This window comes from Caulobacter sp. GW821-FHT11A05, from assembly GCF_058809015.1.
On record NZ_JBXASF010000020.1, the window covers coordinates 43060 to 65712 of the forward strand.

At 66.3% G+C, this 22653-nt stretch carries 22 protein-coding genes and 1 pseudogene; 13 read left to right on the plus strand and 10 right to left on the minus strand.

Annotated elements, in window-relative coordinates:
* Nucleotides 1-113: 113 nt before the first annotated feature.
* Nucleotides 114-1319: an acetyl-CoA C-acetyltransferase gene (locus AC1RSK_RS21980; RefSeq protein ID WP_492909831.1), complete on the plus strand. Its 1206-nt coding sequence runs from the start codon at nucleotides 114-116 to the stop codon at nucleotides 1317-1319.
* A gap of 98 nt (nucleotides 1320-1417) precedes the next feature.
* On the opposite strand, the gene AC1RSK_RS21985 is transcribed toward AC1RSK_RS21980, so the two are convergent.
* Both AC1RSK_RS21985 and AC1RSK_RS21990 read right to left on the minus strand, forming a co-directional pair.
* Nucleotides 1418-3004, minus strand: a complete 1587-nt coding sequence (locus tag AC1RSK_RS21985) for a class I adenylate-forming enzyme family protein (RefSeq protein ID WP_492909832.1) — start codon at nucleotides 3002-3004, stop codon at nucleotides 1418-1420.
* 21 nt (nucleotides 3005-3025) lie between these two features.
* The gene (locus AC1RSK_RS21990) at nucleotides 3026-4207 is read right to left on the minus strand and encodes an acyl-CoA dehydrogenase family protein (RefSeq protein ID WP_492909833.1); all 1182 of its coding nucleotides are present in this window, start codon (nucleotides 4205-4207) and stop codon (nucleotides 3026-3028) included.
* Nucleotides 4208-4376: 169 nt separating this feature from the next.
* On the opposite strand from AC1RSK_RS21990, the gene AC1RSK_RS21995 reads away from it, so the two are divergent.
* The 6 genes from AC1RSK_RS21995 to AC1RSK_RS22020 all read left to right on the plus strand — a co-directional run bounded on the left by AC1RSK_RS21995 (nucleotide 4377) and on the right by AC1RSK_RS22020 (nucleotide 9154).
* Complete coding sequence (locus AC1RSK_RS21995) at nucleotides 4377-5642, plus strand: aromatic ring-hydroxylating oxygenase subunit alpha (RefSeq protein ID WP_492909834.1); 1266 nt, start codon at nucleotides 4377-4379, stop codon at nucleotides 5640-5642.
* A complete protein-coding gene (locus AC1RSK_RS22000; protein ID WP_492909835.1) occupies nucleotides 5642-6124 on the plus strand; it encodes an aromatic-ring-hydroxylating dioxygenase subunit beta in 483 nt (160 codons plus the stop codon). The genes AC1RSK_RS21995 and AC1RSK_RS22000 overlap by 1 nt, the downstream gene beginning before the upstream one ends.
* Nucleotides 6125-6140: 16 nt before the next feature.
* Nucleotides 6141-6953, plus strand: coding sequence for an enoyl-CoA hydratase/isomerase family protein (locus AC1RSK_RS22005; RefSeq protein ID WP_492909836.1), 813 nt, complete (start codon nucleotides 6141-6143; stop codon nucleotides 6951-6953).
* Nucleotides 6950-7660, plus strand: a complete 711-nt coding sequence (locus AC1RSK_RS22010; RefSeq protein WP_492909837.1) for an SDR family NAD(P)-dependent oxidoreductase — start codon at nucleotides 6950-6952, stop codon at nucleotides 7658-7660. Before AC1RSK_RS22005 ends, AC1RSK_RS22010 begins: the two co-directional genes overlap by 4 nt.
* A gap of 72 nt (nucleotides 7661-7732) precedes the next feature.
* Nucleotides 7733-8539, plus strand: coding sequence for an alpha/beta hydrolase (locus AC1RSK_RS22015; protein ID WP_492909838.1), 807 nt, complete (start codon nucleotides 7733-7735; stop codon nucleotides 8537-8539).
* 165 nt (nucleotides 8540-8704) lie between these two features.
* A complete protein-coding gene (locus AC1RSK_RS22020) occupies nucleotides 8705-9154 on the plus strand; it encodes a MerR family transcriptional regulator (protein ID WP_492909839.1) in 450 nt (149 codons plus the stop codon).
* A gap of 71 nt (nucleotides 9155-9225) precedes the next feature.
* Here the strand turns inward: AC1RSK_RS22020 and AC1RSK_RS22025 are convergent.
* The 3 genes and pseudogenes from AC1RSK_RS22025 to AC1RSK_RS22035 form a co-directional block, all read right to left on the minus strand.
* A pseudogene (locus AC1RSK_RS22025) lies at nucleotides 9226-9309 on the minus strand (hypothetical protein); the annotation flags it as partial.
* Between the two features lie 64 nt (nucleotides 9310-9373).
* Nucleotides 9374-9637, minus strand: coding sequence for a hypothetical protein (locus AC1RSK_RS22030; protein ID WP_492909840.1), 264 nt, complete (start codon nucleotides 9635-9637; stop codon nucleotides 9374-9376).
* Between the two features lie 26 nt (nucleotides 9638-9663).
* A complete protein-coding gene (locus AC1RSK_RS22035; RefSeq protein WP_492909841.1) occupies nucleotides 9664-11421 on the minus strand; it encodes an N-acyl-D-amino-acid deacylase family protein in 1758 nt (585 codons plus the stop codon).
* Between the two features lie 217 nt (nucleotides 11422-11638).
* Between AC1RSK_RS22035 and AC1RSK_RS22040 the strand changes: the two genes are divergently transcribed.
* Nucleotides 11639-13837 carry a TonB-dependent receptor gene (locus AC1RSK_RS22040; protein ID WP_492909842.1) on the plus strand — a complete coding sequence of 733 codons (2199 nt, stop codon included), beginning with the start codon at nucleotides 11639-11641 and terminating at the stop codon, nucleotides 13835-13837.
* A gap of 77 nt (nucleotides 13838-13914) precedes the next feature.
* Here AC1RSK_RS22040 and AC1RSK_RS22045 read toward each other — a convergent pair whose 3' ends face one another.
* Both AC1RSK_RS22045 and AC1RSK_RS22050 read right to left on the minus strand, forming a co-directional pair.
* Nucleotides 13915-14499 (minus strand): TetR/AcrR family transcriptional regulator, encoded by a 585-nt coding sequence (locus AC1RSK_RS22045; RefSeq protein WP_492909843.1) that lies wholly within the window; start codon nucleotides 14497-14499, stop codon nucleotides 13915-13917.
* A 74-nt stretch (nucleotides 14500-14573) separates the two neighbouring features.
* Complete coding sequence (locus AC1RSK_RS22050; RefSeq protein ID WP_492909844.1) at nucleotides 14574-15677, minus strand: NAD(P)-dependent alcohol dehydrogenase; 1104 nt, start codon at nucleotides 15675-15677, stop codon at nucleotides 14574-14576.
* 182 nt (nucleotides 15678-15859) lie between these two features.
* Between AC1RSK_RS22050 and AC1RSK_RS22055 the strand changes: the two genes are divergently transcribed.
* From AC1RSK_RS22055 to AC1RSK_RS22075, 5 genes are all read left to right on the plus strand, one after another.
* Nucleotides 15860-17155: a cytochrome P450 gene (locus AC1RSK_RS22055; protein WP_492909845.1), complete on the plus strand. Its 1296-nt coding sequence runs from the start codon at nucleotides 15860-15862 to the stop codon at nucleotides 17153-17155.
* A gap of 32 nt (nucleotides 17156-17187) precedes the next feature.
* Complete coding sequence (locus tag AC1RSK_RS22060) at nucleotides 17188-18354, plus strand: CaiB/BaiF CoA transferase family protein (RefSeq protein ID WP_492909846.1); 1167 nt, start codon at nucleotides 17188-17190, stop codon at nucleotides 18352-18354.
* Nucleotides 18351-18779: a MerR family transcriptional regulator gene (locus AC1RSK_RS22065; RefSeq protein WP_492909847.1), complete on the plus strand. Its 429-nt coding sequence runs from the start codon at nucleotides 18351-18353 to the stop codon at nucleotides 18777-18779. The genes AC1RSK_RS22060 and AC1RSK_RS22065 overlap by 4 nt, the downstream gene beginning before the upstream one ends.
* 248 nt (nucleotides 18780-19027) lie before the next feature.
* Entirely contained in the window at nucleotides 19028-19294 is a 267-nt protein-coding gene (locus tag AC1RSK_RS22070) for a hypothetical protein (RefSeq protein ID WP_492909848.1), read from the plus strand.
* 68 nt (nucleotides 19295-19362) lie between these two features.
* Nucleotides 19363-19959, plus strand: coding sequence for a DUF6088 family protein (locus AC1RSK_RS22075; protein ID WP_492909849.1), 597 nt, complete (start codon nucleotides 19363-19365; stop codon nucleotides 19957-19959).
* Between the two features lie 732 nt (nucleotides 19960-20691).
* On the opposite strand, the gene AC1RSK_RS22080 is transcribed toward AC1RSK_RS22075, so the two are convergent.
* The 3 genes from AC1RSK_RS22080 to AC1RSK_RS22090 form a co-directional block, all read right to left on the minus strand.
* A complete protein-coding gene (locus AC1RSK_RS22080) occupies nucleotides 20692-21645 on the minus strand; it encodes an oxidoreductase (protein ID WP_492909850.1) in 954 nt (317 codons plus the stop codon).
* Nucleotides 21646-21694: 49 nt separating this feature from the next.
* Nucleotides 21695-22264 carry a TetR/AcrR family transcriptional regulator gene (locus AC1RSK_RS22085; RefSeq protein ID WP_492909851.1) on the minus strand — a complete coding sequence of 190 codons (570 nt, stop codon included), beginning with the start codon at nucleotides 22262-22264 and terminating at the stop codon, nucleotides 21695-21697.
* Nucleotides 22265-22385: 121 nt separating this feature from the next.
* On the minus strand, nucleotides 22386-22653 hold a 268-nt coding region (locus AC1RSK_RS22090; protein ID WP_492909852.1), incomplete at its 5' end, for a TetR/AcrR family transcriptional regulator C-terminal domain-containing protein.

The window sequence follows — 22653 nt, forward strand, 5'->3', positions numbered from 1 at the left end:
ACCAAGCGCTTGGTCACTAATTAAATTCCCAGCCGGCCTGTACCTATGGCGGGGACAGAAGACGCCGGGTTTCAGCTCCAAGGTCGGTGGGCATCATCCTCTCCGGAGCCCTCATGCCCGCCGCTTTCATCTACGACGCCGTCCGCACGCCCCGCGGCAAGGGGAAGGCCGACGGGGCCTTGCACAGCGTCAAGCCAGTGCGCCTGGCCGCCGACCTGCTGAACGGCCTGCAGACGCGGCACGGGTTCGACAGCGCCTTGGTCGACGACGTGGTGCTTGGCTGTGGCTCGCCCGTCGGCGAGCAGGGCGGGGCGATCGGCAAGGCCGCGGCGCTGATGGCGGGCTGGAACGATCAGGTCGCCGGCTGCCAGGTGGACCGCTTCTGCGGCTCGGGCCTGGAGACAGTGAACCAGGCGGCGGCCCGGGTGATGAGTGGCATGGAAGAGTTGATCGTCGCCGGCGGCGTGGAGTCCATGTCCCGCGTGCCGATGGGCAGCAGCGGCGGGGCGATTATGTTCGACGCCGAACTGATGGCCAAGACCCACTTCGTCTCCCAGGGCGTCGCGGCCGACCTTATCGCCACCATGGGCGGCTACAGTCGCGAGGACGTCGACGCCTTCGCCCTGGCTTCGCAACGCAAGGCGACGATCGCCAGGGACGGGGGCTTGTTCGCGGGTAGCCTGATCGCCGTCCGAGACGCCCGGGGCGAGGTGATCCTCGACCACGATGAGTTCGTGAAGCCGGGCACGACGATGGAGGGGCTCGCCGCCCTGCGCCCCTCATTCGCCAAGATGGGAGAAATGGGCATGGATGCCATGGCCCTGGCCAAATATCCGCGTGTCGCGGCCATCGACCACGTCCACACGCCCGGCAACTCCTCCGGCATCGTCGACGGCGCCAGCGCGGTGCTGATCGGCTCGGAGGCTGCGGGGAAGGCGCTTGGTCTGGACCCTCGCGCGCGGATCACCGCGACGGCCGTGATCGGCTCGGACCCCACCATCATGTTGACCGCCCCGGCTCCGGCCGTCCGCAAGCTGCTGGCCAAGGCCAATCTCGGGATCGAGGACATCGACCTGTTCGAGGTCAATGAGGCCTTCGCGTCGGTGGTCATGCGGTTCCGGGACGAGTTGGGCGTGTCGGATGAGAAGATCAACGTCAATGGCGGCGCCATCGCGCTCGGACACCCGATCGGGGCGTCGGGCGGCATCCTGGTCGGGACCCTGCTGGACGAACTGGAGCGGCGCAATCTGCGGCGGGGGGTCGTCACCCTGTGCATCGGCGGCGGCATGGGCATCGCGACCCTGATTGAGCGCGATTGATGATGTCTGCCGCCCGGCGGCGGGCAAGTGGCCCGCACCGGTGCGGGACACCGATAGCCGGTTCCGCCTGGCCCTGCCGCGACCTCGGCGAAGCGCGGTCAGGTCCGCAGTTCGCGCCGCAGGATCTTGCCGTTGGGATTCTTCGGCAGCTCATCCATCACGTCGATGACACGGGGCGTCTTGAAGGCTGCCAGCCGCTCGCGGCAATAGGCCGCCAGTTCGCCGTCGGCGAGACTCGCGCCGGGCCGCAGGCTGACGACGGCCCGCACTGTCTCGCCGCGATAGGCGTCGGCCAGCGGGACCACCGCCGCCTCCCGGACGGCCGGGTGGCCGTAAAGGACATCCTCGACCTCGCGCGGCCAGACCTTGTAGCCGCCCGCGATGATGACGTCCTTCTTGCGGTCGATCAGGAATAGCCAACCGTCGTCGTCGAGGAAGCCGACATCGCCTGTCCGGAAGCCCTCCGGAGTCATGGACTCGGCCGTCGCCTCGGCGTTGCGCCAGTACCCAGGGGAGACCGAGGGGCCGATGGCCACCACCTCGCCGGCCTCGCCCGTCGGCAGGACGCGCCCGGCCTCGTCGAGGATGCGAACGGTGAAGCCGGGCTGCGGGCGGCCGACCGACAGGGTTCCCGTGTCTGGATCGACGCGGGCGGGCTGGTCCAGCGGCTCCATGAAGATGGCCCCGACGGTCTCGGTCAGGCCGTAGCCGGTGCGGATGTCGGTCCCGTACCTGGCGCGCCAGGCCTTGACCACGGCGGCGGGGACCGGCGCGCCGCCGCTCATCGGCGTGATCAGGCCAGACAGGGCCGCCGGCGTCGCCTCGGGCGCGTTCATGATAGCGATGTAGGCGGTGATCGAGCCCACCGCGACCGACGGCCGATAGCGTTCGATCATCTCGACCAGAGTCGGTGGGTCGAAGCGGTAGGACAGGATCAGGGCCGCCGCCGCGTCCAGGGTGGCGGCCAGGCTCATGACCGCGCCGGAGACGTGGAACATCGGCGCCAGGGCGAGCATCATTCCGCCTTCCGGAAGAGCCAGCGCGCGCCGTGAGCCCATGCCGGCAAGCGCGATCCCCCGCTGCGTAGCGATGACGCCCTTGGGCAGGCCGGTCGTTCCGGAGGTGTAGATGATCGTCCCGATATCGTCCGGCCTGGCGGCGCGTTCCGGCGGAGCCTCGCCCGCGTGGGCGGTCAGGACGGCGGCGAGATCCTCGACGCCGTCGGGCAGGACGGCGTCGTAGTCCGTCAGCAGGCGGGGGGGCGGTCCGCCCAGATGCCGCAGCCCGGAAGCGGCCACCAGGATGTCCGGCCGATGGACGCCCTCTTCGATCTGGCCGAACACCTCGCGCATGAGTTGGGGTTCACCGATCAGGGCCCTGGGCGTCGCGTCGTCGAGGATGAGGCCCAACTCACGCGGCCGGTACATGGGGTTGGCCGGCGTCAGCGCGCCGCCGAGCTTCCAGGCGGCGATCATCGCGATGACGAAGGGCGGGATGCTCTGCATCTGCACAGCCAGGCGATCACCGGCCGCAAAGCCGCGCGACGAGAGCGCCGCGGCCAAGGCATCGCTGTCCCGATCGACCTGGTCATAGGTCAGCGTGGCGTCGAAATAGTGCAGGCAGGGCGCATCGCCGGCCCGGGCGACGGCGGCCGTGAACATGGCCAGGGCGGTCGGATGGTCCATGGATAATTCCCTTGCTGGCATTCAGGACGCGCGGGCGCTGATCTGCCGAAAGATGATCTCATGCTGGATTTCGCTGGATCCGCCGAGGATCGTGAAAGCCCGCCCGAACAGGTAGAACAGCGCCGCCCTGGCCGCGCCGGGCGGGCCGATCATGGACTGCGGCCGATAGGGTTCGAGCAGGGCGGACTGGTCGGGCCCGAACCACGGCCCGTAGGCCTCGATGGTCAGTTCGGCGATCCGCTGCTGCAGTTCGGTGGTCCGCAGCTTGAGCATCGAGGCGGTGGAGGGGTGACCCTCGCCGCGCTCGGCCAGCTGGCCCTGGCGCTGGGTCAGGGCTTCCAGCGTCGCCAGCTCGATCTCGACCTCGGCGATGGCGGTCTCCAGACCGGCGCCGGGCGCCTGGTCGGCTACAGCGTCGCGCAACGCCTGAACCTGTCCCTGGACCGTGACCAGGGAGCCGACGCTGCTGCGCTCATGCTCGAGCAGGAACTTGGAAATGCGCCAGCCCTGGTTCTCCTCGCCGATGAGATTGCCGACGGGAACCCGCAGGCCCTCGAAGAAGACCTCATTGAGGTGATGCAGGCCATCGATGGAGACGATCGGGCGAAGGGTGATGCCCGGGGATCGCATGTCGATCAGCAGAAAGCTGATGCCGTCCTGTGGACGCCCCTCGCTTGAGGTCCGCACCAGGGCAAACATCCAGTCGGCGTGTTGGGCGAAGCTGGTCCATATCTTCTGGCCATCGACGACATAGTGGTCGCCGTCGCGCACCGCCCGGGTCTTCAGGGAAGCCAGGTCCGATCCGGAGCCGGGTTCCGAGTAGCCCTGGCACCACAGGCGCTCGCCGGCCAGCAGGGGCGGGATGTGCTCGGCCTGTTGCGCCGGCGTGCCGTAGGCGCAGAGGACGGGACCGATCATCTCCAGGAAGACGCTGAGCGGGGGCGCCTCGGCGGCGGCCATCTCCTCCTCGAAGATCTTTCGCCAGCGGGGCGTCCAGCCGGCGCCGCCGTGCTCCGTCGGCCAGCTCGGCGCGGCCCAACCTTTGGCGGCTAGCAACCGATGCCAGCGTTGCTGCAGGTCGATGCTGAGCATCTGGGTGGTGCGCGGCGCGGTCGCCATCTCGTCGGTCAGCGCCGCGGCGAGGAACGCGCGCACTTCGGCACGAAAGGCGGCGTCGGCCTCGGCGGTGTTCGGGTCGATCATCCATGTCCTCCAGGCGCCACCTTAGCAGCGCCGCGCGCACCGAATGTCCCCGCCCTAGGGACAGCTTGATCAGGCGCGGGATCGGTCGCCCCTGACCCTTCCCGGGGGGACTGCGGGGACCGGGCCGGGCGGCTATCTACCTGGGCCCAGCGGACAGCGGTGGCAGGGAATGACGCGTACGGCGACGGCCAATCTGGACAGATTGATCCGGCCCGACCGGGTGCATGGCTCGGTCTATACCAACGAGGCGCTGTTCCAGGCGGAGTTGGAGCGCATCTGGTATCGCGAGTGGATCTATATCGGCCACGAGAGCGAGATCCCGAACGCCAACGACTTCGTGCTCAAGTCCATCGGACCGCAGCCGGTCATCATGGTCCGCGGCCGAGACGGTGAGATTCGCCTGCTGCACAACCGTTGTCCGCATCGGGGCAACCAGGTGTGCGTCAAGGACCGCGGCAACGCGCGCTCCTTCACCTGCCCCTACCATTCCTGGACCTTCGCCAATTCCGGTGAACTGATGGGCTATGCCTTTCCCGAGGGCTACGAGGGCAATCCCGCCGCCGACAAGGCGGGGCTAGGCCTGGGCGTTCTGCCGCGCGTCGCGTCCCACAAGGGCTTCGTGTTCGGCTCAATGGCCGCCGAAGGCGTAACTCTGGCCGAGCACCTAGGCGGCGCCATCGACGCCCTCGATCGCCTGGCCGCGACCTCGCCGGAGGGCGAGGTTCAGATCACGGCCGGCTTTCTCAAGCACAGGGCCCGCACCAACTGGAAGTTCATCCTCGAGAACGAGTGCGACGGCTATCATCCGGCCTTCGTGCACAGCTCGATCTTCGGGGTCGCCGACAGCGGCATCGGCGGACTCTACGGCAATGAATCCACCGCCCTGACGCGCGACTATGGCAACGGTCACACGGAAGTCGACCTTCGCCCGGAATTCCGGAAGGGCGGCAAGCCGATGGCTTGGTTCGGGACCACCGAAGCCCGCCTGCCGGACTACGTGGCCGCCATGCGGGCCGCCCACGGGACCCGGACCGGCGACCAGATCATGATCGACGGCACGCCGCATGTGATGATCTTTCCCAACCTGTTCATCGCCGAAATCCAGATCTTCGTCATTCAGCCGTTGTCGGTCGACGAAACGGTGCAGCACGTCACCGCCCTGCAGTTCAAGGGCGCGCCGGACCTCAACCGCCGTCTTCGGCAACAGACCATGGGCTCGGTCGGTCCGGCCGGCCTGCTGCTGGCCGACGACTCCGAGATGTACGAGCGCACCCAGCGCGGCGTGGCCTCGCTCAGTCCCGAATGGGTGTTCCTCGGCCGCGGCCAACACCGCGAGACGCGGGACGCCGACGGCTACATCGTGGGGCACGCGACCGACGAGGTGCCGTCGCGAGCCATCTGGCGCCACTATCGCCGGCTCATGGAGCAGGCGTGATGGAGGCCGATCTGGCGCTGTATCACGAGGTCAGCCAGTTCCTCTATCGCGAGGCGCGACTGCAGGACGACCATGAATGGGACGCCTGGGAAGCCCTTTGGACCGACGATGGCGTCTACTGGATTCCGGCCAACGGCGACGACATCGATCCCGAGGAGCAGATGTCGATCCTCTACGACAACCGCTCCCGCATAGCCCTGCGCATCCGCCAGCTGCACACCGGACGACGCCATGCGCAGGAGCCCAGGTCGAGACTGCGGCGGACGGTGTCGAACATCGAAATCATGGAGATCGACGGCGAGGAGCTGCAGGTGGCCTCCAACGCCATGATCTTCGAGAGCAACCTGCGGGGCGACACCCTCTGGTCGGCGCGGAACGAATTCCGCCTGCGCCGTGTCGACGGCGCCTGGCGCATGGCTCGCAAGACCGTCTTCCTGACCAACAACGACAAGGCGCTCTACACCATGGCCTTCCTGGTGTGAGCGGGGGGACGCGCCGATGGCCGACACCATAGCCCTGATCGAAGACGGTCCCGTTCTGCTTCGGCTTGAGGGCGGCATCGCTCACCTGACACTCAACCGGCCGGAGGCGGCTAACGGGGTCGATGTGCCGCTGCTCAGGGCGCTGCATGAGGCGATCATGGTGATCCACGGGCGTTCTGACGTGCGGGTCGTGCTGCTGCGCGGGGCCGGCGCCAACTTCTGCGGCGGCGGCGACGTGCGGGATTTCGCCAGCCACGGCGAAGCGCTGCCGGACTACCTGCGCCGGGCCACGGCCTATCTGCAGATTGTCGCCGGCGCCCTGGTCAGGTTGGGACCGCCGGTGGTCACGGCCGTTCAGGGCTATGCGGCGGGTGGCGCGGGTATCGGCCTCGTCTGCGCCAGCGACCTGGTGATCGCCGGGGCTTCGGCGAAGTTTCTGACCGGCGCCACCCGGGTCGGCATGGCCCCCGATGGCGGCGCGTCGGTCAGCCTCCAACGGATCGTCGGCTTCAGACGGGCAATGGACATGATGCTTCGCAACCGGCCGATGGATGCGCAGACCGCCCTGGCGGTCGGCTTGGTCAACAGCGTCGAGCCTGACGACACCTTGGACGCAGCGGCGCTGGCCCTCGCCGAGGAATTGGCCGAGGGCGCGCCGCTGGGCCTTTCGGCCGCAAAGCGCCTGCTGTGGAATGGCGTCGGGCTGGGCTTCGAGGCCTGCCTGCCGGAAGAGGCGCGAACGGTCTCGGAGCTGGCCGGCTCCAGCGACGCCCGCGAGGGACTGGCTGCGGTGATTGAACGTCGCCAGCCCAGGTTCACCGGCCGATGACGGAGGGCTGCGCCGGCCTGCGGGCCTTCGTTACCGGCGGCGCGGCCGGTGTCGGCCGGGCCATCGTCGAGGCGCTGACGCAAGCCGGGGCGGAGGTGACCTGGTGCGATCTGGCCGCGCCCGACGAGGGCCGCGCCCTGCGACTGGACGTCACCGACCATGAGGCCGTGATGCGGCGGCTCGGCGAGGCCGGACCGTTCGACATCCTGGTCAACAACGCGGGGGCGGACCAGCACGCGTTCTTCACCGACACCACGCCGCAGGACTGGCGCCGCTTGCTGGAGGTCAATCTCCAGGCGGTCTTTTCCTGCACCCAGGCCGTGCTGCCGGCCATGCAGGCGGCTCGCTTCGGCCGCATCGTCAACATCGGTTCGGAAGCCGGCCGACAGGGGTCGAAGGGCGCCGCCGTCTATTCCGCCGCCAAGGGCGCACTGGTCGCGTTCGGCAAATCCATCGCCCGGGAGAACGCCCGCTACGGCATCACCGCCAACACCGTCGCCCCCGGACCGATCCGCACCCCGATGCTCGAACGGGCCATCGCCGGGCCCAACGGCGCGCGCCTGTTGCAGACCATGACCGGGGCCACGCTGATGGGGCGGCTCGGCGAACCGCGCGAAGTCGCCGATGCCGTTGTCTTTCTCGCATCGCGTCGCGCCGGCTACATCACCGGCGAGACCATCGGGGTTTCGGGCGGCATGGGATGCTGAGCCCCACCACCATCGAACCGGCGGATCAGAGACGTCTACGCGGGCTGGTCTCGTCAGACGACTCCGGCCCGGATGCGCGAGGACTGGGACAGGCTGTTCCGCCCGGAGACCGTCGTGGCGGCCGTGGAGCAGGTCCGAATCGGCACGGTGTCGGCGACCTGGGTCGAGGGGCCGGCCAACCGCGTTTTCCTCTACCTGCCCGGTGGCGGCTACCGGGTCGGCTTCAGCCGCTCGCATCTCGACATCATCGCCCGCATCGCCCGGGCCGGCGGCTGCGCCGGGCTCGGCGTCGACTATCGTCTGGCCCCCGAGCATCGGTTCCCGGCTCCGATCATCGACGCCTTGTCGATCGATGGTTGGCTGCTGGCCTCGGACGTGCCGCCAGAGCGGATCGCGGTGGTCGGCGATTCCGCCGGCGGCAACCTGGCCCTGGCTCTAGTGCTGACCCTCAAGGACCGGAACGAGCCGCTCCCCGCCTGTGTCGCCTTGCTGTCGCCCTGGACCGATCTGCAGGCGACGGGGGAGAGCTATGTCTCACGGGCTGACCTCGATCCGCTGCACCGGCGGTCGGTGATCCTGGGCATGGCCCAGGACTACCTGGGCGAGGCCGATCCTGCCCAGCCCCTGGCCTCACCTCTGCGCGGCGATCTGACGGGCTTGCCGCCGATGCTCGTCCAGGTCGGCGACCGCGAGGTGGTGCTTGACGATTCCGTCCGCCTGGCCAAGCGGGCGCGGGCGGCTGGGGTCCCCGTCGAGCTGCAGGTCTGGCCCGGGAAGTTCCATGTCTTTCAGCAGTTCCCCGACGAACTGCCCGAGGCCGGAGAGGCGATCTCCGAAATCGGCAGCTTTCTCGACGGTCATCTGGGTAGGGCCCCATGACGAAAGCTTCCGCCGCCCTGATCAAGGCCACCCTGGGTCGCGGCCCGTCCAGCCGCAAGGAGGTGCTGAGGCGCCAGGGATCGGTCACCGTGGAGGGGGCTCGCGGCGGTGAGACCGCGCAGCAGAATCCGCCTGACGCCCTGAGGCAACCCTGGAGTTTTGGACATGACGCAACCCGCCCGATTTCGCCCCTTCTTGCCGGCCTCGGAACGGATTTCCATCAGCCGCGCGGCGCGATTGACCAATCTCACGATCCGCGCGGTCCGCTTCTACGAAGAGCGTGGTCTGATCGTCAGCCATCGCAATGCGAAACAGTGCAGGACCTTCGACACCCTGGCGTTTGAGCGCTTGCAAATGATCGCCGACTTGCGGGCGATCGGTATCGGCCTGGACAAGATTGGCGCGATTCTCGATCTGCGCGCCTCACAGGGCGAAGGGAAGGCAAGGCAAGCCCTCCTGACGGTTCTCAAGGAACACCACGACCATTTGGTGGGCCGTACCGCTGAACTGCAAGCGTTGGCGGCCAGGCTCGGTCTGACCTTTGAGGAAGCTGTGAACTCCAAGGCCCCGCCGGTCCGTCGCCTCGATCGCTTGCCCACGCTCAACGCCATGTGACCAGGCCCACGCGGGATGATCTGGCGGGCCGCTCGGCATGGGCGAAGCTTGATCGCCCAAAGGGCTTCGACATCGATGACGTCAGCCCCCAGGCCCGCAAGCATCTTCGTCGCATGGAGCCCGACTATGGTCGAGGTCGGATCGACAGTACGAATACCATGGGGCGTGCCTGCCCGCGACGTCGGACATCCTCAATTCACCGTGGTGACGCGTGCGAGTTCAGCTGATCGTGCGGTAGCGGACCGGCACGGACTTGGGCCCGTTGACGAAGTAGGAGTGGACTTGCGTCGCGGGGCCGGAAGGCTCGGCGCTCTCAAGCCGCTCGATCAGACGCTCGAACCGTTGCCGCGACGCCCGCTTGGCCAAGTGCTGGCCGAGGCAGGCGCCGGCGCCGTAGCCGAAAGTGATGTGGCGGGCCTGGCCCTGTGCCGCGGCCTCTCGAACACAGGCCTGGCCGACAGCGCCCAAAGCGCCGGCAATCATCGCCGCCCGATCCGGTGACATCCCGGCTACTCGGCGGCCAGCAGAGCCGGTGCGCCAAGGTCCTGAGTGACCCGGGCCAGATGACCCGGGACGGCCCCCGTGGTCTGTCCATCGACAAAGGTGGTGACGCCGTTGACCAGGATACGGCTGTAGCCCCCTGCCTTGGCGTTACGGCGCCAGTCGCCATTGGGCATGTCGTGCACGATCGAGTAGCGGTCGCGCTCGTAATAGAGATCCTCCAGCCGGTAGGTGAGGAGGTCGGCCCAAAAGCCCGGAAGGATCGCGCCGCGATCCGCCAGACCGAGCGTGCGGGCGACCTTGAGGCTCAGCTGGTAATGCATGTCCTCCAGGCTGAAGACCTGTTTTTCCCGAACCAGCCAGATCAGCAACTCGGTGGCATAGTGCCCGTTGGCGAACGCCTTCGTATGGGCGCCGGCATCGCTGACTCCGGTGGCGATGGCCGGGCTGGTCAGCAGGGTGCGGACAAGGTCCGCGTCATCAGCCGCCCAGATGTCCGATTTGAATTCGACCTTGAGCTTCGATTGAACGGCCAGGTCGGCAAGCACCGCAACCACGGAGGTTCCGCGCTCCGCCGCGATGTCCGCCAGGTTCCGGCCGACGTAGCTGGCCAGTTCCGAGGCGTCACCAACCTCGATGACGATCTGTGATTCCAGGCCGCCGGCTCCGCTGGCGGGGCCGGCCCCCGCGTACTCTTCGGCGAAGCGAGCCACATAGGCGGGGTCGGCGAGGAGCGCGAGGCGGGCTTTGTCATCGGCGCAGGCCACCAGGTCGCGCACGCCCTGCATCTGACCGGCAGCGGTATCGAGTTCATTGACGCTGGCTTCGACCCAGCCGCGATTGAGCAGCGCGGACCCGGAAATATCCAGGCCCTCGGCGCGCAGGCCTTCGAGCCAGGCCAGGTCGGCGGTGGCGGCTTCGGGCATTTGGCTGTGAGTTAGAATGGCGGCGTGGATGACCCGGGCGCCCGAACCCTTGGCCATTCGAGCGACCTTCTCGGTCACCGCCCGATTGCCGAAATGGAAGATGGCCGAAAGCATCTGGATGATGCCCTCGCCACGGCGGGCCACGGCCCGGGCGATTTCCACGACATCGTCGTCGTGCAGTCGATCGGTGGGCATCGGCTGGCCGTCGTAGTCCAGATGGGAATTGCCTTCGAAGCCCATCACCGACATCGAGATGCCGGCCGCCCCGGCATCCATCGCCTCATTGATCAGCCGGTGCATCTCGACGATCTCGGCCTGGGTCGGCCGGCGCTTGCGCGTCTCCTCAACGCCCATCACGTAGACCAGCAGCGGGTTCAGGGGCAGGAAGGTCATGATGTTGACCCCCTTGGGCAGAGAGCGCACCCGGTCGAGGTACTCGGGGAAGGTCTCCCAATCCCAGCTCATTGCCGCCTTCTGGTGCTCGACCGGCACCTGCTCGGTCGTCGCCAGCATCATCATCGTGCGCTCCTGGTCTTCACGGCGGACCGGGGCGACGCTGAAGCCGCAGTTGGCGTTCAGGATGGTCGTCACGCCATGCTCGCCGGAGTTGGAGCAGTAGGGGTCCCAGAACAGCTGGGCATCGTGGTGCGCGTGCTGGGTGATGTGTCCGGGGGCGACGACCATCCCGGCAGCGTCGATGATGTCTGGAGCGGTCGCGTGAGACAGACGGCCGATCTGGGTGACGCGGCCGGCGGTGATGCCGATGTCAGCGTAGACGCCAGGCGCTCCGGTGCCATCAAGGACCAAGCCATTTCGGATGATGGTGTCGAACTGAATCATGCTGTGTCCTCCCGGACGGCGCCGTGGAGCCGGCGCACTGATCGTTTCAGATACAAGAAGCACATTTTGTAACACGTCCGCTCTCGGTCAAGCGATTTCACGCCTGCGGCCTGCGAAAATGTGACGCTGGACAAAAGATGATTTTTGTACCAACTTTCCGAACAGGCCGCTAATTGGCCATGACAGACCGCGCATAGCGGCGATGGGGAGATGCCAGGTGAAACGTTCACTCGCACTTTGCGCGAGCGGTCTCGCGCTCGTGTTCCAGATGGGCCTGGTCGCCTCGGCCACGGCCGCCGACGAGCCGGAAACCGCCGAGGTCGACGAGGTCATCGTCACGGCCTTGAAGCAAAGTCAGAACATCCAGGATGTCCCGGCCGCCATCTCGGCCGTTGACGGATCGGTCCTGCAGGAGCGGGGCGTCTCGGACATCGAGGCCATCTCGCAACTGGTGCCCAACCTGAACTTTGGCAGCCACGCCGGCACGACCCTGATCACCATTCGGGGCATCGGATCGACCGTGGACTCCGGCATCACCGAGCCGACCGTCGCAATGTATGTCGATGGGGTGTTTCTGCCCCGCTCGACGATGGCGACCCTCCGGGCCGTCGACCTCGAACGCGTCGAGGTGCTGCGAGGACCGCAGGGCACGCTCTACGGCCGGAACGCCACGGGCGGTGCGATCAACTTCGTTTCCCAGGCGCCGACCGACAGCTTCGAGGCCCAGGTCAATCTGTCCGGCGGCAGCCGATCGGCCCTGGGGGTCAACGGCTATGTGTCCGGTCCGCTGGGCGACACGGTGAGCGCCCGCTTGAGCGGCGGACGCGAAGTGCAGGACGGGTATGTGAAAGTGTCGCCCGGCGACCGGAAGATCGACGAGGTCGATGTCGCTTACGCCCGCGCCGCGCTGCGGTTCGAGCCCAGCGACAGTCTGAGCATCGACCTGTCCGCCCGTTATGAAGAGTCCAACGGCGCCAACGCCTATCAGCAACTCCTCACGCCCACCGTACTCCCCGGCGCAGTGCAGACGACCGAGCCCTACTGGCTTTTCGCTGACGGTCCCTTCGTCCAGGCGAGCAAGACCACCGTCCTGGCGGCTGAGGTCGCCTGGGACATCGGCGACGACATCTCGCTCAAGTCGATCACCAGCTATGTCGATCATGAGAGCCGCGTTGATTTCGACGCCGACGCCACGACCTACGCGGGCTTCGATGCCGTCGATTTCAGCCGTCCATCGGAATCCTACGGGCAGGAGTTCAACCTGTCCGGCTCCACCGGTCCCGTCGACTGGCTGGCCGGCGCCTATTTCTACCATGAAGAGGCCAGCAACACCCTGCCGCTGCGGCTGGGCGCGGTCTTCGCGCCTGGCTTCGGCGTGCCGACGGACACCTATGTTCTGCAGTCGGTGGCCAGCGAGACTGACTCCCACGCCCTGTTCGGCGACCTGACCTGGTCGATGACCGAGGCCTTCAAGATCACCGCCGGCCTGCGCTACAACAACGAGGAGCAGTCGTTCGCTCAGCTGTTCGGTCTGAACATTCCGGGTGTCGGCTTTGTGCCCGGCGCCGCGCAATACGCCACTGGGCCAATAAATGTGAGCACCTCGACTGAGAAGCTGCTGCCCAAGCTTGGCCTGCAATACGCCTTCAACGACGACATCAATTTCTACGCCCAATGGTCGCGAGGCTTCAAATCCGGCGGCGAGAACCTTGAAGGCGGCTCCGGTCAGGCCATCGGCGCCGATGGTCTCTTCAAGCCCGAACTGGTCGACGCCTACGAAGTCGGGCTGAAGACGCAATGGGTGGACGGCCGGATCACCGCGAACTTCGCGGCCTTCTACTATGACTATTCCGACCTGCAGGTGACCATCACCCGGCCGCCCTCGACGACCATAGTTCAGAACGCCGATGCGAAGATCTATGGCCTGGAAGGCGAGATTGCGTGGGAGGTGTCGGAGGCCTTCAAGCTGAACGCGGCCTTCTCCTTGATACACGCGCGCTTTGACGGCTTCGCCGGCTTCGACGATGCACGCCCGTTGGCCGGGACGCAAAACCTCGACGGCTCGCCCCTGCCACATGCGCCCGACTTCACGGTCAGTCTGGGGGCCGAGTACAACGCGACGCTGGGCTCGTTCTGGCTGCCGGAGCTGACTTTGCGAGCCGACGCCTTCTATAGCGACGACGTTGTGCTGCGATATTTCGGTAGACCGCAAGACACTCAGGAAGCCTACGGGACGCTGAACCTGTCGGCCAAGCTCGCAACGGACGACGGCCGCACCAGCGTCAATCTGTTCGTCAACAACGCCACCGACGAGCAGTACCTGCGTAACATCACCTACATCGGCGCCATCGGCGCCTACATGGGAAATTATGCGCCGCCCCGAACCTGGGGTGTTCGGCTGTCGCAGCGGTTCTAATCCCCCCCTGCTCCCGGCGCAGATTGCGCCGGGAGGCCCTTTCTTTCAACGGTCGCGCGGGGCTCGCGCGGCCGTTCCTACTTGGGGAGGTCCCTGACCAGGGACGGGACCACGAAGGTCTCCAGGAGGCGGCGACGCGTGGCCTCATCGTCTTCGCGGATCATCAGCACCGCATGCTGGTTCCTGATCCATGCCACGGCCTGCTCGTTGGTGACCCCGGGGCGCAGCTTGCCCTCCGTCCGGGCCCGGTTCAGCACCGGCGTCCAGAGCGCCAGCATCAACTTCTGAATGTCCTTCGACCCTCGGAACAGGAACTGCTCAAGCTTGTGTTCGCCGCTCTGGTTGACGATCTCAGCGAACAGCTGGTCCTCGGCGCCGAACTGGACCGAGAGCATTGAACCCTCGACCAGGGCCTCCTCCAAGGACTCGACCGTCGCGAAGTAGGATTTCAGCTTCTCCCCCATGGCCGCGATTCGCTGGCCAACGATGTATTCCAGGAGGACAGGGCGGGAAGGAAAAAGGCGATAGACGGTCTGGCGCGACATGCCTGCTTCGTCCGCCACGTCGGTCATCGAGGCGCGGTGAACGCCATAGCGCTGGAAGCAACGGACAGCGGCGTCGGCGACGGCTTGGCGGTTGGCTTTGACCTTTTCCGATTCCATCACTGTTGGCCCCTGGTCCTTCCCCTCGGACTTAATCGGACGTTCCGAAACCGCAAGGCTCTCCCTGTCCATTGTCAGCCTTCCATCAGGAGGACAACCTTCACGCAGTCGCCCCGATGCTGGGCGGCTATGGCCTCGTTGATCTGGCTGAAGGGGTAGGTGGTGATCATGCGGTCGAAGGGCAGGGCGCCCTGCCGGTAGTGGTTCATGAGTTCGGGCAAGAAGCTGTCAGGATCGCTGTCACCTTCGATGATGCCCTTGATGGTGTGGCCATAAGTCATCAGCGTGTTGACCTCACCCGGCACAGGCGTTCCCGGCGGCGCGATGCCGACAATGCCGAAGACTCCCTTGGACGCGAGGGCCCCGACGACGGCCTTCTGAACGCTCGGTACGCCGGAGGTATCGAACGCATAGTCGACGCCGCCGGGCAGGATGGCGCGGACGGCGGTGGCCAGATCCGGATGTTCGCCAGGATCGATCAGGTGGGTCGCTCCAAACGCCTTCGCGAGACTGCGCCGCGCCGCGTGAGGTTCGACCAGGATGATGGTTCCGCAGCCCTGTATCCTGGCCCCCATGACGGCGCTTAACCCGACCGGGCCCCCACCGGTGATCAGAAGGCTGGAGCCGGCTTCGCAGGCCAGGGACCGCATGATCCCGCCCGCGCCTGTCTGAATGCCGCATCCCAATGGGCCGACCAGCGCCAGCGGGATGTCGTCTGGAACCTTCACGACGTTCCGCTCATAGGTCAGGGCGTAGTTGGCGAACGAGGACTGGCCGAAGAAGTTACTGCCCACCGGCGCGCCAGCCTCGTTGAGCGCCTTCGACCCATCTGGCCTCATGCCGGCGTAGTTCAGCAGCGGCATGGTCTCGCAGTAGGCAGCGTCGCCTCGGTCACAGCGGGAGCAATGGCCGCAGGATCGGAACGTCATGGCGACCCGGTCGCCGACCGCCACCTTGGTGACGGCGGCGCCGACGGCCTCGACGATCCCCGAGCCCTCATGTCCAAGGACCGCCGGGGCGGCGATTATCCCCGCTTCCTTGAAGACGATGTCGGTGTGGCAGACGCCGACGCCGACCACCCGCACAAGAATTTCATCCTCGCGTGGCGCGTCGAGCTGCAGGGCGCGGAACTCGAAGGGCTTGCTCGCCCCGGTCGCAACGGCGGCTCTGACTTCCATGGCTTTCTCCGGCGTGGCGGACGCTTGGCGGTCCTGGCGACCTTCGCAGCACCGCACCCCACGAGGCCACCATAGCTGTGAAATGTTGCATGTTACAATTGATGTTCTTTGACCGGTCGCCTATCGTGTCCTCAACTAGGGCGGGGCCAGCCGGCGATACGCCCTCGACGTGGAGGAAGGCAATGCACGACATCATCGCGAGCCAGGCAGACATCAACCTGCCTGCGGACGTCGCCGAGGCCCTGGTCGATCCGGCGACCTACGCTACGGACAAACTGCACGAGACCTACAGCTGGTTGCGCGCCAATCAGCCGTTAGGTGTCGCTGAACCCGCCGGGTTCGAGCCCTTCTGGGTCGTCACCAGGCACGCCGACATTCTCGAAGTCAGCCGGAACAACAGCCTGTTTCCCAGCGGCGAACGCGCCACCACGCTGACCGACAAGGCCAACGCCGCCCGCACTCTGGAGATCACCGGCACGCCCCACATAGTGCGCTCGCTCGTCCAGATGGATGAGCCGGATCACATTAAATACCGGCTGCTGTCGCAGGCCTGGTTCATGCCCGGCCAGATCCGCAGTCGGGAACAGACCATTCGGTCCATGGCCCGCCAGGCGGTCGACGGCATGGCGGCGCGCGAGGGGCGGTGTGACTTCGTCGCCGATGTTGCGCTCAACTACCCGCTGCAGGTGGTGATGGACATTCTGGGCGTGCCCCCGGAGGATTTGCCGCGCATGCTGCGGCTCACCCAGGAGCTGTTCGGGCCGCAAGACCCCGACATCCGGCAAGCGCAGGCGGCCCTTACCGCGACCCAGTATTCAGCGATCATCCAGGCGGTCATCGGCGACTTCACCACCTACTTCGAGGCGATCACCGAAGACCGGCGACGCAATCCCCGCGACGATCTGGCGACCCTGATCGCAAATGCTCAGATCGATGGAAAACCGATCCCATCGCGCGAAGCGGCAGGGTACTACATCATCGTCGCGACGGCCGGGCATGACACCACCTCCTCGTCGAGCGCTGGGGCGATGTGGGCCCTCGCGACTGTCCCGGGCCTGTTTGAGCAGGTCAAAGCCGATCCGAGCCTCATCCCCGCACTCGTCGATGAGGCAATCCGGTGGACCACGCCGGTCAAGACCTTCATGCGCTCGGCCGCCGAGGATACCGAACTGGGCGGTCGCAAGATCGCCAAGGGCGACTGGCTGATGCTCTGCTACGCCTCGGGGAATCGAGACGAGCAGGTATTCGACGCACCGTTCGAATTCCGCCTGGATCGCAAGCCGAACAAGCAGTTGGCGTTCGGATCGGGCGCCCATGTCTGCCTGGGCCAGCACCTGGCCAAGATGGAAATCCGCATCCTGTTTGAGGAACTGCTGCCGCGTCTGCGCAGCGTTTCATTGGCGGGCGAGCCCCGGTTCATCGAGAGCTGGTTCGTCAATGGCCTGAAGTCGCTGCCCATCCAGTTCGAGATGGATTGAGCGGTCGTTTCGAACCGAGTCAGGCGACCAGCATGCTCAGAGACATTCGGATCATCGACCTGACAACGGTCGTCTTCGGTCCCTATGCGACCCAGACACTTGCCGATCTTGGCGCCCACGTCATCAAGGTCGAAGCGCCGGGCGGCGACACCATGCGCTACGCCGGCAGGCCGGCCGTCAGCAGCGGGATGGGACCGGTCCACATGGGCTTGAACCGGGGCAAACAGTCCATTGTCCTGGATCTGAAGACCGCCGCCGACCAGGCCGCGCTGGCAGGCTTAGTCGCGGGCGCCGATCTCTTCATTCATAACCTCCGCCGGCCGGCCATCGAAGCGCTGGGCTTCGGTTACGACGCGGTGCGTGCGTTACGGCCGGACATCGTCTACCTGCACTGCACGGGATTTGGCTCGGACGGGCCATACGCAGGGCTGCAGGCCTACGACGACATCATTCAGGCCGCGACGGGAACGGCCACTCTTGCTTCCCGTGTCGATGGTGATCCGACGCCTCGCTACATTCCCTCGCTCATCGCCGACAAGGTCGCTGGCCTGCACGGCGCCTACGCGGCGCTGGCGGCCCTTTATCACCGCCAACGAACCGGCGAGGGGCAGTTCGTCGAGGTCCCGATGTTCGAGGCCTTCACGCATTTCATGCTCAAGGAGCACCTGTTCGGAGCCACTTTCGACCCACCGATCGGAGAGGTCGGCTACCCGCGCCAGCTCGATCCGCACCGACAGCCTTTCCCCACGGCGGACGGGCACATCAGCATCGTGCCCTATACGGACGAGGCGGTGCTGACTCTGTTCGAGATCCTTGGTCGGCCCGATATGCTGACCGTCTCACCGCTCGATACGCCGGGTGGTCGAAGCCGCTCGATGTCCGAAGTCTATCGCCTTGTCGGCCAGTTGACGCCCGCGCGGGCGACCACGGACTGGTTGCGGCTCTGTCGAGCTGCTCGCTTGCCCGCCATTGCCGTGCGCGACCTGGCCGACATCACGACCGACCCGCACCTGGTCGCCACCGGCTTCTTTCGTAAGCGGTCCCATTCCAGCGAGGGAGCCTGGTTGGACATGGCCCCGCCGGTGCGCTTCGGCGCGGCGGTGGCGGATCGCGGCCCGCCGCCCCGGCTGGGCGAACATGATGCCAATGTCCGCGGTCTGTTGGCCGGCAGATTTCAATCCAACGAGAGCAAGCCATGACCTACTCGGGACCTACCAGGTTCAAACCGAGCATCGCGTCTCGCATCACCATCGGGCGAGCCGCGCGCATGACCGGGCTGACGATCCGAGCCATTCGATATTATGAGGAACGTGGCCTGGTGGTGGCCCAACGCGATCACCGCGACATCCGCACGTTCGGGGCGGCCGACCTTGAGATATTGATGCAGGTCGTCGAGCTCCGCGCGATCGGAATCTCTATCGACAACATCTGCGCCCTGGCCGCCGACGACGCGTTGCCCGGTGGAGGCGGAGACACGGACCGTCTGGCGGAGCTCCTCAATGAGCGCCACCACCGCCTGTCGCGACAACTCTCCAAGATCGACCTGATGGCGCGGCGGGCGGGAGTCGAAGTTCATGCGGAACAGCATGAACCGAGCCCCAACCGGCTCGCTTTCAGCCGATAGGGAGCGGCCTGACTGCTCCCGCTTGCGCGAACCGTCAGGCGGCGTTGGTCCGCTTCCGGGAGGTGGCGCAATGTCCGCTCTTGGCGCAAAGGCGACATTGGTGAGGGTTGGGGCGGGCGCCGTCGCCAATGGAGCCGGAGACCGGTGCTCCCGCCTAGCGCTGCGTTCGCTGGCCGATGCTTGAGAATCCGGAGAGGGCGGGGGCCGGCCCGTCGTCGGACCGGGATCGCGCCGCCTGGCGCCAGGCGATGACTGAGAACGCGACCGGGGCATGGACCGAGGCCCTGCGTCAGCGGCAGGCGAAGGTCCGGCGCTATTATGTCGCCCAGGCCCAGGCCCTGGCGCCGCGGCGCTCGCCGTCGGCGGCCGACCAGGCTCTGGCGGGGGAGCTGGAGGCCTTCGTCAAAGCCATGCCTCCGGTGCGGACCCGCCAGGAGGCTTTGGAGCAGGCGGTCGTCCGGCGCGGAAAGGCGCGTCGCGACGAGGGGTCTGCCGGGCCGGAGCGTCGGCGATGAGGGGCAGGGTGCGGGCCGTTCTTGAATACTGTCAGAAACTCCTCTATGTTTCTGACAGGAGACCCGCCGTGCAAGCCCTCGCCGAACAGATCATGGAACGCGCCCAAACGCTTCCCGAAGGCGCGCCGATCGCCGCCAAGGCGTTGCTGCATCTGGGCCGCCGCGCGGCCGTGGACCAGGCGCTGTCGCGACTGGTGCGCGCCGGCCGGCTGCTGCGCGCCGGTCGCGGCCTCTATGTCCGGCCGCTGAAGAGCCGCTTCGGCGTTCGGCCGCCCGCCGTCGAGAAGGTGGTGCAGGCGGTTGGGGCGCAACGCGGCGAGGTGATCGCCGCCAACGGGGCGGCGGCGGCGAACGCCCTGGGTCTGACGACCCAGGTGCCGATCCGCATGGTCTATCTGACCAGCGGGCCCAATCGCACCCTCAGCCTCGGCAAGCAAACCGTCGAGTTCAAGCACGCGCCGCTCTGGCAGCTCATGCTCGCTGATCGTCCGGCCGGAGATGCTGTCCGGGCGCTGGCCTGGCTGGGTCCGGAGAACGCCGAGGCCGCTCTGGAGACCCTGAAGAGCAAGCTCAAGCCTTCGGCCTTCGGTGAACTGGTGTCCGTCGGACCGCGTCTGCCGAGCTGGCTCGCCCGTTTCGTGAGCAAGTCCGACGCCCAAGCCTGACGTCTTCCTGCGTCTTTCCGACGGGGAACCGTCGCCATAGCTGGCGATCATGAGGTCGATCCATCTCTGACCGGGTTGGCGGCGCCGGCCGAAGATGCAGATTGCGTTCCAGGTCAGATGCGGCGCGCGCGGCAAGGCGGCGTCGCTGTGGACCCGGATTTCTCCCCAGCCAAACGGCGGGCGATCTTCAACGGGTCGGCGATGGGCTGTGACGGTCGTCAGGGCGCAACCGGAGTCCTGAAACGTCGGCTGGACGAGGTCTGCAAATCCGGTGATCAGGAAAAGTCGCGCGCCGCGTGAGAATAGAGGTCAATGAGGGTGCGAGGTTCGCCAGTTAATGGCGATGCCTTCATCGCGTTTGGTGCTTCCGGGGGCGTCAATAGATCTCGAAAGACACCAACATCACGGAAATTTTATAGGTTAGAATTTCTCCAATGTTTTCAAAGTCTCCACTATGGTTCGGTGTCCTGATCGGCGTGATGTTCGCTGGGCGACAAAAAACCCAAGACAAACAATGTCTTGGGTGGTGCAAAGCAATCGAGTGGGAGTGACGGGCGGCGGGCAGGCAGCGGCCTCCGGCGAGGGGGTTTCGTTGATGACAGGCGACCTTTGACGGTCGGGTTCGGGCGGCGCGATCCGGTAGCTTTGGGGTAGTAGATTTGCCGGGGAGGATGCGTCGGTTGCCGATCCACCCTCAGCTTGACCACATCGCCGGCACGTCCATCGGCGGAATCATGCGCTGGGAGCGGCAGCCGGAACGCTCGCCGCGGATAGGCTCGGCAAGCCTGGATCGATGCCGGTCATGGCGACGGAGACGTCCCAGAGCCGCTTGGCGAGCGCGGGGTCTTCGGCATGCGGCGCGCGCCTTGCTTCGCCGGCGGCACCCCGGATTCCACCAAAGCCGGTGGGACCGTAATAGCCTCCGGGCTTTACCTCGCCGGTCGCGGCCAGAAGCGCCGGCCAGGCGCCCTTGTCGGGACTATTGAGCAACAGGCCGACGATGGGGCCTGCGATCTGGGCAATTCCCATGTGACGACCGAGGCTTGTGGCGGCGATTCCAGGGTGGACGCCGATTGCCGTGATGGGCGACTTCGCCGCGCGCAGGCGACGATCCAGTTCGAAGAAGAACAGCGCGTTCGCCAGTTTGCTGGCGCCGTAGCGATCGGTCTTGATGTAGCTCCTGTCGGCGTTGAGGTCGTCCCAGTCGATCCTGGCCTTCAGATGCGCGATGCTCGAGGTCACGACCACCCGCGATCCCGGCGTCGCCGCCAGTTTGGGCAGGAGCAGCGCGGTGAGTGCGAACACGCCGAGATGATTGACGCCGAACTGCGATTCGAACCCCTGCATCGTGCGCGTCAGAGGAGGATTCATGATCCCGGCATTGTTGATGAGCGCATCGATCCGTGGCTCCTTCGCGGCGAACTCGGCCGCGGCGCGGACGCTGTCCAGGTCACCGAGGTCCAGCGGCAGCCAGGCGAGATCGGCCTTCGGCGTGATCCGCCTGATCCGCGCGATGGCGTCCTGCGCCCTGGTCTGCTCACGGCAGCCAAGCAGGACGCGCCCGCCTCTGGCGGCAAGCACCCGCGCGATTTCGAATCCGACGCCGGCATTGGCGCCTGTGACGATGAAGCTTCTTCCGGTCTGTTTTGAGACGTCAGCTTCGGTGAAACCCTTGCTACCAGACATTTTCGATCCTTATTATCGAGTAATTACATACTCATTTACGAGTTAAAACTCAGGCGGCGGAGCCCTTCCAGAAAAGGTCGAACCCGGCCTGCCGGATGGCGCCGCTTTCCTGAGGTCTGGCTGCCACCGCGTTAATGCTGATGTCGGCCAGGTCGAAGAGAATGGTGTCGATGTAGAAGGCGATCCTGTCCGGCGCGGCATGGCCGGCGAGACAGGCCTCCACCATCGTCCGCGCCTCCCGCTGCATGGCGTGGCACCGGGCCCGGCTTTCCGCCGTCACGCGATCCGACAGCTTCAACTGGCCAAGGGCCTTGCGCGCTGTGGCATGAGCCAGTCCCCAGTCGATCAGGCGGTTCCAGACCGCGAAGAGCCGGTCCTTGGCGGAGGCCTCCGCGGGATAGGGCGCCATCATCGTCTCGGTGAGGTGGGTCTCGATCTCGATGAAGAGCTGGTTGAGCAGATCGTCCTTGGTTGGAAAGTATGTGAACAGCGTGCCCTCGGAAACGCCGGCGGCCTTTGCGATCTTGGCCGTGGACGCGCCCGTGCCAAGGCGAGCGACGAATTCGGCCGCCGCATCCAGCAGCGCCTGTCGCTTTTTTTCACTAAGGGGACGCGCCATGGTTCCGCCTGACAATATTGAGTGAGCAGGCACTCAGTTATATAGGGGGCCGTGAGATCGGTCAAGGTGGTGCAGCCCCTGGACGATGGTCCGGGCCAAGCTGCCCGGAGCAATCAAATGCTTATCCGCCCGTCTGGCCGGCGCCGCCGTGCGCGGCGATGAACATGGCGACGGCCGACCGGCAGTAGGATTCGATTTCGGCGTCGGCCTCTGCTCTCGCCTCGTCGAAGCGTGCGATGATCAGCAGATCGGATCCCTTGATAAGCGCGGCAAACAACCGGGCGGACCCGAGGGGATCGGGCACGTTCAGAGCCGCCTTCGCGTGCAACTGACGCAACAGGGCCTCGATCTGGGCGATGACATAGGCGGGGCCGGCTTCGTACTGGAGC

Excerpts from the sequence above, each read along its gene's own strand:
- AC1RSK_RS21980 (WP_492909831.1), top strand. The coding sequence starts at position 114 with ATGCCCGCCGCTTTCATCTACGACGCCGTCCGCACGCCCCGCGGCAAG.
- AC1RSK_RS21985 (WP_492909832.1), bottom strand. The coding sequence starts at position 3,004 with ATGGACCATCCGACCGCCCTGGCCATGTTCACGGCCGCCGTCGCCCGG.
- AC1RSK_RS21990 (WP_492909833.1), bottom strand. The coding sequence starts at position 4,207 with ATGATCGACCCGAACACCGCCGAGGCCGACGCCGCCTTTCGTGCCGAA.
- AC1RSK_RS21995 (WP_492909834.1), top strand. The coding sequence starts at position 4,377 with ATGACGCGTACGGCGACGGCCAATCTGGACAGATTGATCCGGCCCGAC.
- AC1RSK_RS22000 (WP_492909835.1), top strand. The coding sequence starts at position 5,642 with ATGGAGGCCGATCTGGCGCTGTATCACGAGGTCAGCCAGTTCCTCTAT.
- AC1RSK_RS22005 (WP_492909836.1), top strand. The coding sequence starts at position 6,141 with ATGGCCGACACCATAGCCCTGATCGAAGACGGTCCCGTTCTGCTTCGG.
- AC1RSK_RS22010 (WP_492909837.1), top strand. The coding sequence starts at position 6,950 with ATGACGGAGGGCTGCGCCGGCCTGCGGGCCTTCGTTACCGGCGGCGCG.
- AC1RSK_RS22015 (WP_492909838.1), top strand. The coding sequence starts at position 7,733 with ATGCGCGAGGACTGGGACAGGCTGTTCCGCCCGGAGACCGTCGTGGCG.
- AC1RSK_RS22020 (WP_492909839.1), top strand. The coding sequence starts at position 8,705 with ATGACGCAACCCGCCCGATTTCGCCCCTTCTTGCCGGCCTCGGAACGG.
- AC1RSK_RS22030 (WP_492909840.1), bottom strand. The coding sequence starts at position 9,637 with ATGATTGCCGGCGCTTTGGGCGCTGTCGGCCAGGCCTGTGTTCGAGAG.
- AC1RSK_RS22035 (WP_492909841.1), bottom strand. The coding sequence starts at position 11,421 with ATGATTCAGTTCGACACCATCATCCGAAATGGCTTGGTCCTTGATGGC.
- AC1RSK_RS22045 (WP_492909843.1), bottom strand. The coding sequence starts at position 14,499 with ATGGAATCGGAAAAGGTCAAAGCCAACCGCCAAGCCGTCGCCGACGCC.
- AC1RSK_RS22050 (WP_492909844.1), bottom strand. The coding sequence starts at position 15,677 with ATGGAAGTCAGAGCCGCCGTTGCGACCGGGGCGAGCAAGCCCTTCGAG.
- AC1RSK_RS22055 (WP_492909845.1), top strand. The coding sequence starts at position 15,860 with ATGCACGACATCATCGCGAGCCAGGCAGACATCAACCTGCCTGCGGAC.
- AC1RSK_RS22060 (WP_492909846.1), top strand. The coding sequence starts at position 17,188 with ATGCTCAGAGACATTCGGATCATCGACCTGACAACGGTCGTCTTCGGT.
- AC1RSK_RS22065 (WP_492909847.1), top strand. The coding sequence starts at position 18,351 with ATGACCTACTCGGGACCTACCAGGTTCAAACCGAGCATCGCGTCTCGC.
- AC1RSK_RS22070 (WP_492909848.1), top strand. The coding sequence starts at position 19,028 with ATGACTGAGAACGCGACCGGGGCATGGACCGAGGCCCTGCGTCAGCGG.
- AC1RSK_RS22080 (WP_492909850.1), bottom strand. The coding sequence starts at position 21,645 with ATGTCTGGTAGCAAGGGTTTCACCGAAGCTGACGTCTCAAAACAGACC.
- AC1RSK_RS22085 (WP_492909851.1), bottom strand. The coding sequence starts at position 22,264 with ATGGCGCGTCCCCTTAGTGAAAAAAAGCGACAGGCGCTGCTGGATGCG.